Origin of the sequence: Paenalcaligenes niemegkensis, assembly GCF_022230885.1 — a bacterium.
Lineage (GTDB): Bacteria > Pseudomonadota > Gammaproteobacteria > Burkholderiales > Burkholderiaceae_B > Paenalcaligenes > Paenalcaligenes niemegkensis.
Genome location: NZ_JAKGCT010000005.1, coordinates 162,571 through 180,281, shown reverse-complemented (window position 1 = coordinate 180,281; position 17,711 = coordinate 162,571). Strand labels below are relative to the sequence as shown.

Here is a 17,711-nt window from a genome sequence, read left to right as displayed (position 1 = left end):
TTGTACTGTCATGCTTAGCGCAGGGAATTAAACATGTTTCATGTCTTCACCGGAATTATTGCCTTATACGTGATCGCACGCGTGGTCTTGCCCCTTCCATGGGGCTGGACAGCCAAAGTGCTACTTGCCGTTATATTGCTGCTGATCGCTGAACACCACTTGATAAGCCGCACCCTGTATGGTTCCATGGCCTCGCCCGAGGCTCCGACAACCGTAATTATTATGTTGGGCTGGGCGTTTGGCGCTGTACTGGTGCTTGCTATGCTGCTGTTCATCAGCGATATAGCAGGACTATTATCCTATCCATTTTCTGCCAGGCTTGGCCAAGCCTTGCTTTCTACACCTGCCTGGCGGTATGGCCTGGCAGTTTCTGCACTGATCCTGGCCGGCATAGGCGTCTGGGAGGCCATACGCGTACCCAGGATTAAAACCATCGAAGTAGTGATGCCCCGTCTACCACAAGAGCTTGACGGCTTCCGCGTGGTACAGCTGACCGACCTGCATGCCAGCAAGCTCTTGCAAACGCCGTGGATGGAAGCAGTCGTAGCGAAGACCAATGCACTGAACCCAGATCTGACAGTCATTACCGGTGATCTGGTTGACGGTACGCCGGAAGCCCGCGATGCCGATATGAAACCCTTGCAAAAACTCACTGCTCGATATGGCGTACTCGCCATACCAGGCAATCATGAATACTATGTTGATTACCTAAGCTGGCTTCCTGCGTTCGACAAGCTGGGGCTGCATATGCTGCTCAATCAGCATGTGACCATCGAGCATGAGGGTCGCAAGCTGGTTGTGGCTGGCATCACAGACAGGGCCGCCGCTGTCTTCGGCCAGCCCCTGCCAGATGTGGCAGCTGCGCTGGACGGCGCCTCTAACGATGATCCGGTGATTCTGCTAAGCCATCGGCCGGTCAGCGCTGTGGACAACGCCAATGCCGGAGTCGATCTGCAATTATCGGGACATACGCATGGTGGACAGATTCTGGGCGCGCATCTGCTTACGCAGTGGGCCAACGAAGGTTTTGTTTCGGGCCTGTATCAGGTGAACAGCATGCTGATGTATGTCAGTAACGGCACTGGTCTCTGGAGCGGACTGCCCATACGGCTTGGGCGTCCTTCCGAGATCACGCAAATCATACTGCGCTCTGGTGCTGGCGAATCGTTGCCATGAGCTTGTACTGCGATCCCGGTAAGTAAAGGAGCTTGGGGGCTGGCTTTGGCGCTATAAATTGCCTATGCAGCCCCGCTCGCTACCCTAACGCCGGGCACCTGCTTCACTATTGCGCAAGCGCCATTCGAGTATGCTTTTTAGCGCAACCGTTAATATTGCCATGCAGGCCAATAATGCAGCGGCAGTAAAAGCAGCCGCCGTTTTGTAATCATTGTTCAATTGCTCTACCAATAGCGATAAGGTCAGCGTTTGATTCATGATGGTGCCAGACACCACTGACACGGCCCCGAATTCGCCAATAGCCCGCGCATTGGTCAAGACCACACCATAGATCAGGCCCCAGCGTATATTGGGCAAACTCACCTGCCAGAATATTTGCCAGCCATTAGCCCCGAGGCTAAGCGCGGCTTCTTCGTGATCGCTACCCTGAGCCTGCATCACGGGTATCAGGATACGAGCTACATAAGGTACAGTGACAAAAATCGTCACCAGCAAAATACCTGGCCATGCAAACATCAGCTGTATATTGTGTCCAACGAACCAGCGTCCCACTGCTGTCTCGACACCATACACCACCAAATAACAAAGGCCCGCAACCACGGGTGATACCGCGTACGGAATATCTACGAACAGGCTCAACAGCCTTTTTCCGCGAAATTGATAATGCGTCATGCACCACGCAAGCAGCACGCCGAACATGGTATTAAGAGGAACCGTTAACACGGCGATGAACAGCGTCAGGCCAATGGCGTGAAGCATGAAGTCCTCGCGCATGTTTTGCGTAAAAAGCGTCCATCCTCCTGCAATGACTTGCGTGAAAATCAATGCCAAGGGGATCACCAGCAACAGCAAGACCAGTGCGGCTCCTACGATGACCTGCGTCCACTGAGCGAGGTTTTGAGGACTTTTTCTCATAATCGTTGACGCTGCCAGCCTAGCAGACGCCCCTGTACAACTTGAAGGGTAAATAACAGCAGCAACGACGCCATCAAGACGACAGATGCAATTGCCGCTGCCGCAGGATAGTTAAACTCTTGAAGACGTACAAATATCATCAGCGATGTAACTTCGGTCTTGAAGGGGATATTACCTGCAATCATGATGACCGCACCAAACTCACCCAGGCTGCGAATAAATGCCTGAGAAGCCCCGGTTACCGTTGCCGGAATAAGCGGCGGGACAATAACTCGCCAAAATATCTGCCACCGGTTTGCCCCCAGCGTTTGAGCAACCTCTTCATACTCTGTGCCCAGCTCCTCGATCACAGGCTGCACAATCCGCACCACAAAGGGAAGGCTGGTAAAGGTCATGGCTATCAGAATGCCCGGATACGCGTAAGCAATTTTGATGTCCCATTGGGCAAAGAGCTGCCCCAGCCATCCGCTGGGAACGAATAAGGTAGCCAGCGTCAGACCCGCCACCGAAGTGGGTAACGCAAACGGCAAATCAACCAGCGCATCAATAATGCGGCGACCGAAGAAGTTATAACGACTGGTAATCCAGGCAATTAAAAACCCCACTATCGTGGCCGCGACCGTAGAGTAAAAGGCGGCGCTGACAGTGACCTTATAACTTTGCAATACACGAGGGTGGCTGATGGCACGCCAATACTGCGACCACGACATATCGCTGACGTAGATAAGCAGGGCGGACAACGGCAGCAACACAATAATAGACAAATAGAAAAGGCTAACGCCAAAACTAAGTCCAAAACCAGGCAAGACTGGCCGTCTAAAGAAAAATCGTGGACGTGACTTGGGCGCAGCCGTAGCTGCGCCCGAAGCGGCCACCTGATTATAGGTAGGCATAAACTAAGTTATTTTATTGAGCTTGTAACTGGTCGAGAATACCATCAGTAGCAAAGTGATTGCTTTGAATTTCTGTCCAGCTGCCTAGTACGTCGGTAGGATTAATAAGCTTTACATCCTCGAACTTATCCGCATTTTCCTTAACCACATCGGGATCGTTGACGCGGTAGTTAAAACTCGCTAATAAACGCTGGATCTCGGGTGTGTACTGAAACTGCAAATATTCGGTTGCCTGCTCTCGGGTACCCTTGGCATCAACGACTTTATCGACTACCGCAACGGGGAACTCGGCCAATACGCTAACCGGTGGAACCACAACTTCAAGTTCATCAGATTTAAATTCGTCACCGTTTGCGATGTTGATCACTTCAGATTCGAACGTCAGCAGCACGTCGCCCTGACCATTTTGCGCAAAGGCTACTGTGGCCCCGCGTCCGCCTGTGGGAAAACTTTCAACGTTAGACAGCACTTTAGTTACGAATTCTTTGATTTTCGCTTCGTCACCACCAAACTTGTCGTGAGCATATAGCCATGATGCCAGGTAAGTGTAACGCGCGTTACCCGAGGTTTTGGGGTTGGGGAACACGAGTTTTACGTCATCGCGGATCAGATCATCCCAAGACTGAATGTTTTTGGGGTTACCTTTGCGCACCAAAAACGCGATGGTGCTGTAGTAAGGCGAACTATTGTTAGGAAATCGTTGTGCCCAGTCGCTAGCCACAATGCCGCGCTCGGCCAAAATCTCGATATCGGTGACTTGATTAAAAGTAACGGTATCTACTTTTTTACCCTGAATGATGTCCTGCGCTTGACGAGATGTGCCCGCAAAGGACTGGTCAATTTTTATATCTTCACCTGTTTTGTTCTTCCAATACTCAACAAACTTCGGGTTTACCGCTGCAAAAGTTTCCCGAGCAACGTCAAACGAGGCATTCAACAAGGTGGTTTGCGCGCCCACCGTAGTGGCAAATGCACTCGCAACAACAGCGGCTGACAGTACAATTTTTCTTAGTTTCATTGATTTACCCTGGAAGTTTGCCTCAACAGGCTTTAACCCTGCTGCTTAAGCAATTTGTTAAAGAAGCTTGGGTTCATTATGCGTAACAGGAATATGAAACCGAACAATTTTGTATTCATTCCTATATAACTAAATAGCATAATAAAAGCTGCGCATGAGTCTTAAGGGGCACCATTGTTTGACCTTTTCGTTTTTATCAGCTTGGCTATTCAACAATCTTCTAGGGTATTAGCGAACGTATACGGTTCATCAATGCAACTGAAACTGGAATCCCCATCCTAGCGCTCGTGTCACGCGCTTGATAGCGTCGGTTGCCTGGCAACCGGGCCCCTTGGTCCGTAAAGCCATTAAAAATAGCCTCAGCCTCATGCAGTGCGTCTGGTCCTCCGGTTAACTCAGGAGAGAAGGCAATAAATAACTCACCGTGACACGGGGCCGCATCCGCATCAGCGTCAAACTGTTTGGACTGGTAGCTACTCCGGTCTCCAATCATGGGGCCTGCCAGCAACTCAATCATTGTAGAAATGGCCGAACCTTTATGGGCACCGAACGGAAGCATGGAGCCCGCCAGAACTTCAGCCGGATCTGTCGTTGCCTGGCCATTTCTATCAAGGCCCCAATCATCGGGAATCTGCTGTTGCTTATTTCTGGCCATCGCAATATCGGCGCGAGCAGCGGCCGAAGTCGCAAAGTCAAAGACATAAGGCCGGCTGTTCGGACGTGGCCATGCAAAAGCAATTGGATTTGTACCTAAAAGTGCACTCCGTCCCCCACTGGGAACAACCCAATTGTGCGTTGGATTCATAGACATAGCGGCTACACCCGAGTTCGCCGCTTGCTCTACTAACGGCCACAGCGCTGTTGAATGGAAACCATTATTCACAGCCAAAAGCCCTACTCCAAAATCACGGGCTGATGAAATTAACGAGCTCATCCCCCGTTCAGCCGCCAAGCACGAAAAACCGTGGTGTGCGTCAACCCGGGTTAACACTGGAGTTATGTTCTGCACCTGCGGATCAGCCTGTTTATTAAAGCGGGGATGCGCCATGGTATCCAGGGTGCCCGGTAACCTTTGTAAACCATGAGATAAGCTGCCATCGCGCTGCGCCGCTGTCAGCATATTGGCCATGGAGTCCACCTGTGGCTGATTCAGGCCTTGTGCTAAAAGAAACGTGCTAATTAATTCACGTACCTCTACCTCTGAAAACCAGATATGTTTTTCTGATTGAATTGGCGCCATCACTTTCACTTTTATAGAAAAATTTACTAAACAGAGTAGAAAAGATTAGATCTATCTCAGTCAAATCAACCCTGATACACTGAGACGCATCTTAAAAATACATAGGACTATATCGTGAAGCCCTTTAAGCAAACGAGCATAAATCCGCCCGTCTTTTTCTCCGCCGCAGCGCTCATCCTTATTTTGGTTGGCTTTGCGATTTTTGCTTCTGATTTCACCCAAAGGGTCTTTGGGCAAACACAAGAGTGGATTCTGACTAACGTCAGCTGGTTTTACATCGTCACCGTTGCCATTATTCTATTGGCTACGATATTTTTGGCAATTAGCCGCTATGGTGATATCAAACTAGGGCCCGATCACTCTCAGGCCGACTATAAAGACACCACGTGGTTTGCTATGCTGTTTTCCACCGGCATGGGCATCGGGCTTATGTTCTTTGGTGTAGCAGAGCCCGTCATGCACTTCGTGGACCCGCCGGTTGGCACGGGTGGCACTGCCCTGGCGGCCCGCGAGGCCATGAACATCACCTTCTTCCATTGGGGCCTGCATGCGTGGTCGATCTACGCCATCGTTGGCCTGATTCTGGCTTTTTTCAGCTACCGACATGGCTTGCCGTTAAAATTAAGTTCGGCCCTGTATCCGCTGATTGGCGACCGGATTCATGGGCGCATCGGTCAGGCAGTAGATATCTTTGCCATTATCGGTACCGTTTTTGGCGTAGCAACATCGCTAGGGTTTGGTGTCGCACAGATTAACAGTGGTCTACAGTACTTGTTTGATGTGCCCGTTGGCATCAGTACACAAATTATCCTGATCATTATTGCTTGCGGCCTGGCAACAGTTTCAGTAGCCAGCGGGCTTGATCGGGGTATTAAAATCCTCTCCCAGCTCAATCTTGGCTTCGCCGTACTGTTACTGCTGTTTGTGCTGATTCTGGGCCCAACCGTCTTTTTGCTACAAGCATTTGTACAGAACACCGGCTCTTATCTCGCTGATATCGTCAGTAAAACCTTTAACTTATACGCCTACGAACCGAACGACTGGATTGGTGGCTGGACATTATTCTATTGGGGCTGGTGGATTTCCTGGTCGCCTTTTGTTGGTCTGTTCATTGCCCGTATCTCGCGCGGCCGTACTATTCGCGAATTTGTTCGCGGCGTATTACTGGTACCCGCTGGCTTTACCTTGCTGTGGATGACGGTATTCGGTGATACGGCCATCTACTATATTCTCGTAGGAGGCTTGCAGGACTTTGCCAACGTTGTACAAGGCGATACGTCTCAGGCCCTGTTTGTATTCCTTGAACAGATGCCCCTGGCGAGCATTACCTCCCTGATAGCTATTATTATGGTGGTGGTGTTCTTCGTGACCTCAGCTGATTCAGGCGCTCTGGTGATTGATTTGCTGGCATCCAAGGAAGGAATGCCCTCTCCAGTGTGGCAACGAGTATTCTGGTCGAGCCTGACAGGTGTTGTAGCCATTGCGCTGCTATTGGCCGATGGTCTCCAGGCGCTGCAAACCGCCACCATTGCCAGCGCATTGCCATTCTCGATCATCTTGTTAATCGCCATGTTTGGGCTGTTCAAGGCATTGAAGCTGGATGCGACCAAGCGACAGATACGTTATCAAACAGTAGCTCGCTCGCAGCCTTTGGTTGCTGGTCAGTCGTGGCAGAAACGGCTGCGTAACTTGATCATCATGCCCAAGCGCGATCAGGTACTGCGTTTCATGGACACGACAGTGAAACCAGCCATGCAGGCCGTGTGCAGCGAACTGCGTAAAGCTGGGTTTGATGCCACCGTTAGCCAATCGGAAGCCGATGAGGACATCGAGGCCGGCTGGCAACTGAATGTAGAGCATCACGGTGAATATCAAGACTTTCACTATACTGTGCGGCCAATTTCAGAAAACAGGCCCACGCTCACCCCCGCCGATGCGAAAAACCCGGATGCTCAAGTGTATTATCGGGCCGAGGTTTTCATGATCGAAGGTGGCCAGGACTATGACATCATGGGCTGGACAGAAGACGAAGTCATTGGCGACATTCTTGATCAATACGAGCGTCATCGTCACTTCCTGCATCTGGTCCATGACAACGATCCTCAGGGCGAAGCAACAACTTAAAGGCATTAAAAAGGGTTGTTTTCTTAAAGTAGGAAATAACCCTTTCCTTTTTATAAAATTCTTGTATAATTCTTAGTTCGCCGGCTTAGCTCAGTTGGTAGAGCAGCGCACTTGTAATGCGAAGGTCGAGGGTTCGACTCCTTTAGCCGGCACCAGTATTTGCAGTAAGAAGAAGGCACTATATCTACGATATAGTGCCTTTTTTGCGTTTAGAGTTATCGTTGTCTTATTGCTAACATGGCTATTCGAAACTCAAGCAATCCTTGCCCAGGAAAACATCTATGCGTCGCTTAATACTTCTTCGCCATGCCAAAGCCGACAGGCCAAATGCGGTCAGCGACCACGAACGACCACTGGCAAAAAGTGGCCGATCACAGAGTACAGTCATGGGAGAGTACATGGCTAAAGAAGGGCTTGTTCCCGATCTGGCCATTGTTTCAACCTCGCGCCGCACCCAAGAAACCTGGCAGCTTGTACAACCGGCTTTTGCTTCACACATTGATCAGCGCAATGACCCTCGCATTTATGAGGCATCAGTTGACGACATCTGCCAAGCCATAAAGGAAACTGAAGCCTCTGTTCACGTCTTGCTGCTTATTGGGCACAACCCGGGCTTTGAGCACTTGGCCCAGACTCTTATTGAAACAGGACGCCCCTCTGTGCTATCCCGCTTTCAACTCGGATACCCCACGGCAGGCCTTGCCGTCATTGACCTGCCGATCGAGAGTTGGAGTGAAGCAGGCGCCCGCATCGGCCATCTTGAACGATTCGAAACGCCGGATTCCGTTAATAGCTAAATACGGTACGGCGCCGAAAAACTCGATGTTAAGATGCTTCCAGACTGATTGCCATCGACGCTTCAGCCAAGATCAGTCCAAATTACGTAACAGACACTGTCAGAGATCACACTCTTACTAAGTTTAAAAGAGGTTCAAAAGAATACAGCGCAGGCTTATTCCCCGCGGACTCTTCCAACGTAATTATTATATTTTTATCGAGCATAGAGCGCGTAAATCTTGCTGCTGTAGCTGGTGGGATCCCACTTTGAGAAGTGAATTTATTATTTCTAAAAACGGGATTTGTAAAAACAAAATCTAAGGCCGTTACACTCCATTTAGAGGAAAGAGTATCGGCAAAAATTTTCTTCATCTCCTCATAAAGAGCACTAATGCTCTCGGCGATAGACAAATTACTAATTGCCTGCTGCTCTACAGCTTCTAAAAAAACATGCACCATTCACTCCAGTCGCCTGTCTCTGAGACTAACCTCATCGTGTCAATATAGAGATCTTTGTTCTCTTCAAAATACGCACTAATATAAAAGTGTGGCTCAGAAATGGTTTTTGCCTGCCAGAGCATTAGAGTAATTAGCATACGTCCAATACGGCCATTACCATCTTTAAAAGGATGCAGCGCCTCAAACTCAAGGTGTGAAATAGCAGCTTTCAGCAAACTGGGCATAGGGCTGTTTTTTATATAGTCAAAGAGGTCATCCAATCCATCTTGTAATTTTTCAGGGCTAATTGGCACAAATAGAATTTTTTTCTGGATCGATCAGCAAGATAGTTTTGCTCTGTTTTGAATTCACCCGGAGATTTTCTCGCCCCTCTTCCAAATGACAACAGACGCTGGTGCAGAGATTTAACCATTGACTGCGTTATAGGATATCCATCAAGCAAAGCTTGCTGAGCCAATTTTAAAGAGCGCTGATATAAAATAGTTTCTATAACTTCAGATCTTACGTTCTCAATATTGCCTGACTCGCCATTTTGATGATCTGCCTCATACTTCAAAATCTCATCCATGGTACTTACGGTACCTTCCATTCGTGATGAGATAACAGCTTCTTGGTTTCGTAAAGGAGCTAACAGTATTTCACTGTTATGCATGTTTTTTAGCATCTGATCATATCTTGCTATAGCATCTGTAGCTCGAAGCAAGACAGGCAGCAACCTCTCATAATCTAACTTCTCAGGTGGAAATTTTCCATGATGGTAGTGTATGGCTCCATCTAAAGCTAAGCTCATCATTAATTTAATCCTCAACCAATCAAACACTGCATCACTCGTGACTATCATTTAAGATGAAAAATGATAGTCACACTTATGTGAACTGAATATATGAGAATCAACTCGCGCTGTCTATCAAATTAACAAAATAATGATAATCAAATATTTTTGAGCTTGCTCATTGAGAAGCAAATCCACTTGACTCTCAAAAATACACAATAATGAGCATCAAATGACGTTGAAAGTACTAATTGAGAGACAAACCCCACTGTCTCTCAATTATCAAGAAATATGAGAAGCAGTCGTGAGGCTTCGGAAAATCAGATGTTGAAACACAATTCAGGCAAATTACCTCCGGCGCTGCAGCCAAGGTCAGTCCAGATTACGTAACAAACGTTGCCAGAAATTGAGTCTTTGGGGCAGCGTAGACACCAGTATGTGCTCCCACAAGGTATGCGCGCCGTCACCGTCTGCGCCCAAACCGTCCAATGTGGGTATGCCCAATGCTGCTGTGAAATTAGCGTCGCTTCCACCGCCGGTCATGGGTGCCTCTTCCAGCATAAAACCTGCCTCTTCGGCATATATCTGAGCGCGTGCAAGCAGGGCAGCCGTTTCCTCAGTGCGAGGCATGGGTGGGCGGTTCAAGATGAACTCAACCTTCAGAGCAACGTCAGGGTCCACCGACTTCAACTGATCCACTTTCTCGCGCAGAACGGTAATGGCGTCCATATCAGGCACACGGAAATCGGCCACAATATGGCAGTGCTCCGGCACCACATTGGTTGTGGTGCCACCCGTAATACTTCCGACACTAACCGTGATGCCACGCTCGTAGTCGGTCATGGCTTGAAGTGCCAGAATTTGATGTGCCATTTCCTGAATGGCGTTGCGTCCTTTCTGGTGCTGAACGCCTGCGTGTGCCGGGCGGCCGCGTGTGCTGACATGGATAAATCCAGTGCCCTTGCGGGCGGTCACACAGCGCCCGCCACCAGCACGTGCGGGTTCGCACACCAATACATACTTGGCCTTCGTTGCATACGTTTCGATGTGGCTGCGCGACTCATGGCTGCCAATCTCTTCATCTGGGACAATCAGAAAATCAATAGGAAGAGCGCTGCTGCCAGCTTGCGACAACGTTCCCAATGCAGCCAGGGCAAGCCAGGTGCCTGCTTTCATGTCGTAGACACCTGGGCCGAAGAATTTGTCATCCTCGATCCGGCAAGGATTGCTGTCTTTCAGCGTACCGACTGGATGCACCGTATCGTAATGTGCCAATAGCATAATACCCGACCGCGTGTCGCCTGCCGCCCGGTTATGAAAATGCAGCAGCGGGCCGGTATTTCCGCCAATATCCTGGACGTTAACCTGCAGGCCCAGCCCACGAGCGTCAGCCACCAACACATCGGCCATACGGAGCAACGCATCGCGGTCATGTGAGGGGGATTCGCATTCGACCCAGCGGCGTATATTGAAAAGAATAGAAAGTGCAGCTTCAGAATGAACGTCAGGCATGATGTCGGTATTATCTCGGTAAGGGGCTATTCGAAGATCAAGCAGAAAGCAGATGGCATGCGGCCTTGTGACCGCCCGCCACCGCTTGCAAAACTGGCGCGCTTTGCTTGCAGCGCTCCATCGCATGGGGACAGCGGGGATGAAACGTACAGCCAGATGGCGGATTGAGCGGCGATGGGATTTCCCCTTTTATAGGAGTAAAAACCCGCTTCTGCCGTTGTACGTCCGGCATCTCGGCCAGCAATGCCTGGGTGTAGGGATGAGCCGCACGATTAAAAATATCGGCTGCTGAAGCGACTTCCACGATCTTGCCCAGATACATAATAGCGACCCGATCTGAAATATGACGAACTACACCGAGGTCGTGGCTAATAAACAGATAGGTAAATCCATAGCGATCGCGTAAGTCCATAAACAAGTTGATGACCTGGGCTTGAATGGAAACATCAAGTGCGGCAACGGGTTCGTCACAGACCAGAAAGGAAGGCTGCACCATCAGTGCCCGCGCAATGCCGATACGCTGGCGCTGACCACCCGATATCTGATGGGGAAAGCGGCTGCGGTAGTCCTTTTCAAGCCCTACCTCGGCAAGCGCTTTATCCACTCTTTCGGGAATTTCATTTTCGGGGGCCAGCCGATGCACCTTAAGTGCTTCCCCCAAAATCTGATGCAGTCGCTGTTTAGGATTCAGCGATGCCTGGGGATCCTGAAAAATCATTTGCACACCCAGAATGTAAGCCATCCGCTCCTTATGACTCAACGTCGTCACATCCTTGCCTTGGTAATGGATGCTTCCTTCAGAAGGACGAATCAGTCCGGCGACCATGCGGCCCAGCGTAGACTTCCCACAGCCCGACTCCCCCACCAGCCCAAGCACCTCGCCTTTCGCAATGTTCAAGCTGACATCATTGACTGCGTGAACAGTGGGATTGTGAATTGGCTTTCCTGCCAAGCCCATCAGGCGCTGTGCCAAATCAGGCTTTCTGCCAAATTTTTTGCGTAAATCGTGGATCTCGATAACGGATTGCGTGCTCATACTGCCTCCTGCAAAGCCGGGATAGGTGCAAAACAACGGAAATAACGAGCTCCTTCTATTGTTTGCGGTGGCACGGACTGAGCGCACTGATCAAGTGCATGGAGACAACGCGGGCGAAACGTACAGCCGACTTCGCGGCTGGTCAACGTGGGAGCCATGCCATCTATCTGCGCCAATCGACTGCCAGGTTTAGCTGTACCGGGCATAGATTGCAGCAACCCCTTGGTGTAGGGGTGTCGTGGCGCAGCAAGGATTTCACTGACCGGACCATACTCTACGATACGTCCTGCATACATAACAGCAACCTTATCGGCTAATTCAGCCACCACCCCCAGATCATGGGTGATCCAAATCATGGCAGTATTGTTTTTTCGGCAGAGCGTTTGCATCTGATAGAGAATTTGTCCTTGGATGGTCACATCCAGGGCGGTAGTCGGCTCGTCGGCAATGATTAACTCTGGCTGGTTCAACATCGCGATAGCAATCGCAACGCGCTGGCGCATGCCACCCGAGAACTCATGAGGATAATTATCGATGCGGCTTTCAGGCGCAGGGATACCCACCATAGCTAAAGCTTCCAAACATCGCTGCTCAGCCTCACGCTTTGGCGTCTTCGGATAATGCGTATGGATCGCTTCCATCATCTGCTCTTTGACGCGCAATACAGGGTTAAGCGTCATTAAGGGATCTTGGAAAATCATGGCAATCCGGTTGCCGCGAAGCTGGCGCAGCTGTTCTTCGCTCAATGTGCGTAAGTCGGTGCCATCGAATATCACCTCTCCGGCTACAACCTCACCGGGAGGGTCGATCAGGCCCAGCAAAGAGAAGCCGGTCACAGACTTCCCTGAACCCGACTCCCCAACCAAGCCTACGATTTCTCCGCGCTCAACGCTTAGATCTACCCCGTCGACAGCAAGCCAGGCGCCAGCCTCAGTATGAAAAGCCGTGCGCAATCCGCGCACCTCAAGGAGTGTATTGTTAGTCGTCATCAGTGTCGGGGATCCAGGCTGGTACGCAGCCGATCACCCACTATGTTGATTGAAAGAATGAGCAGCAGAAGCGCAATGCCTGGGAACATGCTGATCCAGTAGTCGCCGGACAAGAGATATTCGAAACCGCTGGAGATCAACAACCCCAAAGAAGGCTCTGTTATGGGAACACCCACCCCCAGAAAAGATAGCGTGGCTTCCAGCACTATGGCGGTAGCAATCTGGATCGTGGCAAACACCATGATCGGACTCATGCAATTAGGCAAAAGGTGCACAAATAGAATACGCCAGGTGGGAAAGCCCAGATTCTGCGCAGCCTCTATATATTCCTTGTTGCGCTCCTGAAGCGTACGGCCTCGCATGATGCGAGCGTAGTGCGCCCATTGCACAATAACCAACGCAATAATGACTTTATCTACTCCACGGCCTAAAACCGAAAGCAACACTAAAGCCACCAGAATCGTGGGAAAGCCCAGAATAAAATCAACAGTGCGCATTAACGCAGTATCAACCCACCCGCCTTTGTAGGCGGCAACCAGCCCGGCTATGGAGCCAATCAGCGTGGAAAGCAGAACCGCGCTCAAGCCCACCAGCAGGCTGATACGCAAGCCATACAGTATGGCGCTAAGCATATCGCGGCCCTGCGAGTCGGTGCCCAGCCAATAAGTACCCCCGTCAGCGTTACTGGCACCCGGAGGAAGCCGGCCGTCCATAATGTTTAACGCCAGCAAATCGTAAGGGTTCTGCGGTGCGAAAAAAGGGGCAAAAAGAATGAATGCAATTAGCAGGGTCAGTGCCACCAATGAGCCACGCACTGTGGGCCGGGAATGAAGCCGTTTGAGAATACGGCGCCGCTCGGGTGTTTCAAGCAAGGGCCTGATACGTTCCACAACGTCTTGATGATCCGTCAGCTCAGTGCTCGCCGCAGGCGTGGAGGAATGAGAAGTCTTCATTTAATGACTCGGCTCCAGCAATTGAACACGGGGATCGAGTACCGCGTAAAGTATGTCCACAATCAAATTGATCACCACAAAAAGCAGAGTAACCAGCATCACATAAGCGACGATGACCGGACGATCCAGCTGATACACACTATCAATCAACAACTTGCCCATGCCAGGCCACGAAAAAACCGTTTCGGTAATCGTCGAATAGGCAATCAGAGTCCCGAACTCCATGCCGATCACCGTGACGACTGGAATCAGAATGTTGCGCAAGATATGGCGACGCACAATTCGGCCGGGACGCAAACCTTTGGCACGTGCAAAACGGACATAATCTTGAGTTTGCGCTTCGGCAACACCCGAGGCGGTCATACGCAGCACCAACGCGATATTGGCTACGGCCAGGTTGACCGCGGGCAAGATAATGTGGCTCCATCCTTCGCCGGTAAAAATGCTGAATGGCACGTTGAATAGGCTGACTGTCGGCCCTCGGCCTGATGCCGGTAACCAACCCAGCCAGACGGCAAAGAACAAAATGAACACCATCCCCTGCCAAAAGTTAGGCAGAGAAAAACCAAGCACAGAAGTGGCCATAATGCCGCGGCCAAGGTAACGCTCTCGATAAAGACCTGCGACAAGGCCAAGAGGAATACCGATAATACAGGTAAGAACAATTGCCACAAAAACCAGCTCTAGCGTGGCGGGAAAGCGCTGCAGAATCAATTCAATCGCTGGCATGCCATGGACAAAGGAATTACCCAGATCTCCGTGTAATGCGCGCCAAAGGAAATGTCCGTACTGCTGCCAGATAGGCAGGTCCAGGCCCAAACGTGCAATTAATGCTGCACGCTCGGCCTGGCCGGCATCCGGACTGATCAGCAGCTCAATCGGGTCTCCCACCGCATAAACGGCAAAGAACACCACGATCGAAACTGCCAGCAATACAAACAAACTCTGCAGTAACCTGCGCAGAATAAATACAGACAACTCGTGACCCCCTACTTAAGCTGGCAGGACGCGTAAATTAACAAAACTTACTCGGTTGGAGTGGCGGCAGTTGCCATGGTGCGCTGATCGGCACGGCCTTCGTAGCGTATACCCTTGCGGAACGCCCAGACACCGCTTTCGAAATGCAACGGAATATTTGCCATATCCTCAACCGCCAACTTGACGCTTTGCTGCAGCAGCTCACTACGATGTGTGTCGTCCATAGTACGGATAGCCTCAAGGTACACCTTGTCCAGTTCAGGGTTGGAATAGCTGCCGTAATTGCTGCTGCCTACGCCCAGCTCAGGATTACGCGTGGTTACCCAGTACTGAATGAAATTACTGGCTTCTCCAGTTTCTGATCCCCAGCCGCCCAACGACGCACTGAACTCCTGCTTCGCACGACGCGGGAAATATACAGAACGCGTCATCGTATCTACACTAGTTTTGATGCCAATACGCGTCAGATATTGCGCTACAGCCTGTGTAAGCTGTGCGTCATTGATATAACGATCATTGGTTGATGCCAGCGTTAGCTCGAAACCATCCGGATAACCCGCCTCGGCCAATAGCTCTTTAGCTCTCTCCGGGTTGAATTCCAAAGTAGGGGCACCTTCAATCGAGCCGAACATGCCCTCTGGCAAATATTGATTGGCGGGGGATGCCACGCCATCCATGATGCGATCCACAATGGTCTTGCGGTCAATCGCCATAGACATGGCCTGACGTACACGCACGTCTTGCAAGGGGTTATCCCCTTTTGAAGATTTGACGAACGGACTCTGATCGCGACCTATATCCAGCTGGAAGAACATGACGCGAACCGACGGTTTGACGGCGTATTCGAAACCACTTTGCTCAATACGCTTCAGATCGCGCGCAGCCGGGTTTTCTATCAGGTCAAAGTCACCCGAAAGCAAGCCTGTCAATCGCGGGCCTGCAGAGGGAACTGAAGTTAGACGAACCTCTTCCCAGGCAGGAGCCGTGTCACCCCAATAGCCATCGTTGCGCGACAGCACAATATTAGAGCCTTTAACGTAGGTTTTCAGCTTGTATGGGCCTGTTCCGACAACCAGATTTCCGGTATTGAATTCAGTAACGGTGGGCCAGGCACTAGTCACGCCGCAACCATTGGCGGGATCATAATGCAGTTCATCAAAGGTAGCGATGCCGCTCCAGATCATGGGCGCGCGCGCCAGTTCGTTAGGCAAAACGGGATAGGGCTTAGCGGTTTCAAGACGTACCGTATGGGCATCGGGTGCCTGGATATCAACAATTCGGCGTGCCACATTCGTCAGCCCGCCACCGATGGCAGTTTCATTATTCTGAATACGGCAGAAGCTGTAAATCACATCGTTGGCAGTAAACGGCTCGCCATTAGAAAACCTGGCCTTTGGATTCAGCTTGAATTCCCATGTGGTCTCACCGACCGCCTCCCAGGACTCTGCCAAGGCAGGTTCGAGTTCCATGTCAGGACTCATCCGCACGAGTGGCTCGAAAATATGATAGACCAGTGCCTCGTTAGGGGTGGTCTGATGATAGTAGGGGTCAATCGCCGTGGGTTCTGATGCCAACGCAATTTTCAGAGTTTGCGCAGAGGCCCCGCAACTTAAAGCACAAGCCAGCAACAAAAATGCAGACTTGGATAATGGCATATTCAGGATCATTCTGTTTCCCTTATAGAGGCATGATCATCAAAGAGGGCCCATTCTAGGCGTCAGTAACCCAGCCTCACAATTAGGGTTTTCTATATAATTAGAATAAATAGTCATTGCTTTGCTTTTATTAGAAATATCAGACTGCTAAGATAGCAATGTTTGCGCTAGCAGATTCATCAATTACAAAGAGACAAAAATGCAAAGTCTGGCATTCAAATATTTTTTGGAAGTTGCACATCACGGCAGCCTCAGCGCTGCTTCTGAAAGCCTGGATGTCGCTATTTCAGCTATCAGCCGACAAATATCTCAGCTGGAACAACGGGTAGGTATGCCTTTGTTCGAACGAGGCGCTAGAGGAATGACATTAACGGCTGCCGGACATTTACTGTTGACGCATGCCCAGCGCCAAAAGCTGGAGACCGAGGCTGCGTTGCAAGACATCTCCCGACTCAAGGGGTTGCAGCAACACCATATCCGTATTGCCTGCTCTCAGGGGCTGGCAAATGAAATGGTTCCTAAAGCAATTGCCACCTTCCAGCATGACTGTCCGGAGACCTTATTTTCACTCTGGGTCGGCAGCGCCCTTGCTGCCTCCGAGCGTGTCGCCGCCGGAAAGTCAGATATGGCAATCACATTCAGCACGCGTCCTGCCTCCAATGTGGTGGTACGTTACGCACATCGCTCAGCTGCGCTTGCCATCATGCACAAGCAGCACCCTCTTGCCAAGCATGAGCGGCTCTCTCTGAAAGAGATCGTAATGTACCCTGTTGCCCTGACGGATACCGACACCTCCACGCGGAAGATATTCGACATGGCCTGCAATATGAGCAACATTGACATTGAACCCGTGCTCGAAAGCAACTACGCCGAAGCGCTACATGCCTATGTACGCAGCAATTCTGCGGTGCTGTTTGCAAGCTATGTGTCCATGGCCGATCGGCTGGAGCGAAACGATCTGGTCGTACGACCAGTGACCGACGCAGAAATGCACTCACGCAGCATTCAAGTACAAGTGATGGAGGGACGGCTACTCCCTAGTTCCATCGAACGATTCATTGATCTGATCATTGAAGATCTGGAAGCAAAACGGCTGGCTGAGCCAAGGTGAGTGATTAAACATGCAAATTCCACGTACGAGATTTAGCTTGAGTCCGATGCCCGGTTCCGCATGCTAAAGTAGTCTCACAAAGTGCTCCCGTGACACATACGCT

General features: G+C 50.6%; 17 protein-coding genes and 1 tRNA gene. 5 read left to right on the top strand and 13 right to left on the bottom strand.

All coding sequences use genetic code 11. From position 1 onward, the window contains the following. Positions 1–33 precede the first annotated feature (33 nt). On the top strand, positions 34–1,176 hold the full coding sequence (locus L1889_RS16480; RefSeq protein WP_238666124.1) for a metallophosphoesterase: 1,143 nt from the start codon (positions 34–36) through the stop codon (positions 1,174–1,176). A gap of 84 nt (positions 1,177–1,260) precedes the next feature. On the opposite strand, the gene cysW is transcribed toward L1889_RS16480, so the two are convergent. The 4 genes from cysW to L1889_RS16460 form a co-directional block, all read right to left on the bottom strand. Beyond that, the gene (cysW, locus tag L1889_RS16475; RefSeq protein WP_238666122.1) at positions 1,261–2,091 is read right to left on the bottom strand and encodes a sulfate ABC transporter permease subunit CysW; all 831 of its coding nucleotides are present in this window, start codon (positions 2,089–2,091) and stop codon (positions 1,261–1,263) included. Further along, positions 2,088–2,984: a sulfate ABC transporter permease subunit CysT gene (gene cysT, locus L1889_RS16470; protein ID WP_238666120.1), complete on the bottom strand. Its 897-nt coding sequence runs from the start codon at positions 2,982–2,984 to the stop codon at positions 2,088–2,090. The genes cysW and cysT overlap by 4 nt, the downstream gene beginning before the upstream one ends. A 13-nt stretch (positions 2,985–2,997) precedes the next feature. Further along, positions 2,998–4,002 carry a thiosulfate ABC transporter substrate-binding protein CysP gene (cysP, locus tag L1889_RS16465; protein WP_238666118.1) on the bottom strand — a complete coding sequence of 335 codons (1,005 nt, stop codon included), beginning with the start codon at positions 4,000–4,002 and terminating at the stop codon, positions 2,998–3,000. Between the two features lie 220 nt (positions 4,003–4,222). Next, positions 4,223–5,242 (bottom strand): Ldh family oxidoreductase, encoded by a 1,020-nt coding sequence (locus L1889_RS16460; RefSeq protein WP_238666116.1) that lies wholly within the window; start codon positions 5,240–5,242, stop codon positions 4,223–4,225. Between the two features lie 111 nt (positions 5,243–5,353). Here L1889_RS16460 and betT point away from each other — a divergent pair, with 111 nt between their 5' ends. The 3 genes from betT to L1889_RS16445 all read left to right on the top strand — a co-directional run bounded on the left by betT (position 5,354) and on the right by L1889_RS16445 (position 8,163). Next, positions 5,354–7,366, top strand: coding sequence for a choline BCCT transporter BetT (gene betT, locus L1889_RS16455; protein ID WP_372871894.1), 2,013 nt, complete (start codon positions 5,354–5,356; stop codon positions 7,364–7,366). Positions 7,367–7,445: 79 nt separating this feature from the next. After that, positions 7,446–7,521: transfer RNA gene (locus tag L1889_RS16450), tRNA-Thr, on the top strand. A gap of 126 nt (positions 7,522–7,647) precedes the next feature. Further along, positions 7,648–8,163 carry a SixA phosphatase family protein gene (locus tag L1889_RS16445; protein WP_238666113.1) on the top strand — a complete coding sequence of 172 codons (516 nt, stop codon included), beginning with the start codon at positions 7,648–7,650 and terminating at the stop codon, positions 8,161–8,163. Between the two features lie 106 nt (positions 8,164–8,269). Here L1889_RS16445 and L1889_RS16440 read toward each other — a convergent pair whose 3' ends face one another. From L1889_RS16440 to L1889_RS16400, 9 genes are all read right to left on the bottom strand, one after another. Next, complete coding sequence (locus tag L1889_RS16440; protein WP_238666112.1) at positions 8,270–8,602, bottom strand: hypothetical protein; 333 nt, start codon at positions 8,600–8,602, stop codon at positions 8,270–8,272. Further along, positions 8,584–8,895, bottom strand: a complete 312-nt coding sequence (locus L1889_RS16435; protein WP_238666111.1) for a Fic family protein — start codon at positions 8,893–8,895, stop codon at positions 8,584–8,586. The genes L1889_RS16440 and L1889_RS16435 overlap by 19 nt, the downstream gene beginning before the upstream one ends. Then, positions 8,838–9,422 carry a Fic/DOC family N-terminal domain-containing protein gene (locus L1889_RS16430; RefSeq protein WP_238666110.1) on the bottom strand — a complete coding sequence of 195 codons (585 nt, stop codon included), beginning with the start codon at positions 9,420–9,422 and terminating at the stop codon, positions 8,838–8,840. Before L1889_RS16430 ends, L1889_RS16435 begins: the two co-directional genes overlap by 58 nt. 324 nt (positions 9,423–9,746) lie before the next feature. Then, positions 9,747–10,886 (bottom strand): M20 family metallopeptidase, encoded by a 1,140-nt coding sequence (locus tag L1889_RS16425; protein WP_238666109.1) that lies wholly within the window; start codon positions 10,884–10,886, stop codon positions 9,747–9,749. Positions 10,887–10,923: 37 nt separating this feature from the next. After that, positions 10,924–11,922, bottom strand: coding sequence for an ABC transporter ATP-binding protein (locus L1889_RS16420; protein ID WP_238666108.1), 999 nt, complete (start codon positions 11,920–11,922; stop codon positions 10,924–10,926). Further along, a complete protein-coding gene (locus L1889_RS16415) occupies positions 11,919–12,911 on the bottom strand; it encodes an ABC transporter ATP-binding protein (protein ID WP_238666107.1) in 993 nt (330 codons plus the stop codon). The genes L1889_RS16420 and L1889_RS16415 overlap by 4 nt, the downstream gene beginning before the upstream one ends. Beyond that, entirely contained in the window at positions 12,911–13,864 is a 954-nt protein-coding gene (locus tag L1889_RS16410) for an ABC transporter permease (protein WP_238666106.1), read from the bottom strand. The genes L1889_RS16415 and L1889_RS16410 overlap by 1 nt, the downstream gene beginning before the upstream one ends. Then, the gene (locus L1889_RS16405) at positions 13,865–14,842 is read right to left on the bottom strand and encodes an ABC transporter permease (protein ID WP_238666105.1); all 978 of its coding nucleotides are present in this window, start codon (positions 14,840–14,842) and stop codon (positions 13,865–13,867) included. It abuts the gene before it with no gap. A gap of 47 nt (positions 14,843–14,889) precedes the next feature. Beyond that, positions 14,890–16,497 (bottom strand): ABC transporter substrate-binding protein, encoded by a 1,608-nt coding sequence (locus tag L1889_RS16400; protein WP_238666104.1) that lies wholly within the window; start codon positions 16,495–16,497, stop codon positions 14,890–14,892. 199 nt (positions 16,498–16,696) lie between these two features. On the opposite strand from L1889_RS16400, the gene L1889_RS16395 reads away from it, so the two are divergent. Next, a complete protein-coding gene (locus tag L1889_RS16395; RefSeq protein WP_238666103.1) occupies positions 16,697–17,608 on the top strand; it encodes a LysR family transcriptional regulator in 912 nt (303 codons plus the stop codon). Positions 17,609–17,711: the final 103 nt, after the last annotated feature.

What these genes read in the sequence shown, in the direction of transcription:
- L1889_RS16480 (WP_238666124.1), top strand. Translation starts at nt 34, where the DNA reads ATGTTTCATGTCTTCACCGGAATTATTGCCTTATACGTGATCGCACGC.
- cysW (WP_238666122.1), bottom strand. Translation starts at nt 2,091, where the DNA reads ATGAGAAAAAGTCCTCAAAACCTCGCTCAGTGGACGCAGGTCATCGTA.
- cysT (WP_238666120.1), bottom strand. Translation starts at nt 2,984, where the DNA reads ATGCCTACCTATAATCAGGTGGCCGCTTCGGGCGCAGCTACGGCTGCG.
- cysP (WP_238666118.1), bottom strand. Translation starts at nt 4,002, where the DNA reads ATGAAACTAAGAAAAATTGTACTGTCAGCCGCTGTTGTTGCGAGTGCA.
- L1889_RS16460 (WP_238666116.1), bottom strand. Translation starts at nt 5,242, where the DNA reads ATGGCGCCAATTCAATCAGAAAAACATATCTGGTTTTCAGAGGTAGAG.
- L1889_RS16445 (WP_238666113.1), top strand. Translation starts at nt 7,648, where the DNA reads ATGCGTCGCTTAATACTTCTTCGCCATGCCAAAGCCGACAGGCCAAAT.
- L1889_RS16440 (WP_238666112.1), bottom strand. Translation starts at nt 8,602, where the DNA reads ATGGTGCATGTTTTTTTAGAAGCTGTAGAGCAGCAGGCAATTAGTAAT.
- L1889_RS16425 (WP_238666109.1), bottom strand. Translation starts at nt 10,886, where the DNA reads ATGCCTGACGTTCATTCTGAAGCTGCACTTTCTATTCTTTTCAATATA.
- L1889_RS16420 (WP_238666108.1), bottom strand. Translation starts at nt 11,922, where the DNA reads ATGAGCACGCAATCCGTTATCGAGATCCACGATTTACGCAAAAAATTT.
- L1889_RS16415 (WP_238666107.1), bottom strand. Translation starts at nt 12,911, where the DNA reads ATGACGACTAACAATACACTCCTTGAGGTGCGCGGATTGCGCACGGCT.
- L1889_RS16410 (WP_238666106.1), bottom strand. Translation starts at nt 13,864, where the DNA reads ATGAAGACTTCTCATTCCTCCACGCCTGCGGCGAGCACTGAGCTGACG.
- L1889_RS16400 (WP_238666104.1), bottom strand. Translation starts at nt 16,497, where the DNA reads ATGCCATTATCCAAGTCTGCATTTTTGTTGCTGGCTTGTGCTTTAAGT.
- L1889_RS16395 (WP_238666103.1), top strand. Translation starts at nt 16,697, where the DNA reads ATGCAAAGTCTGGCATTCAAATATTTTTTGGAAGTTGCACATCACGGC.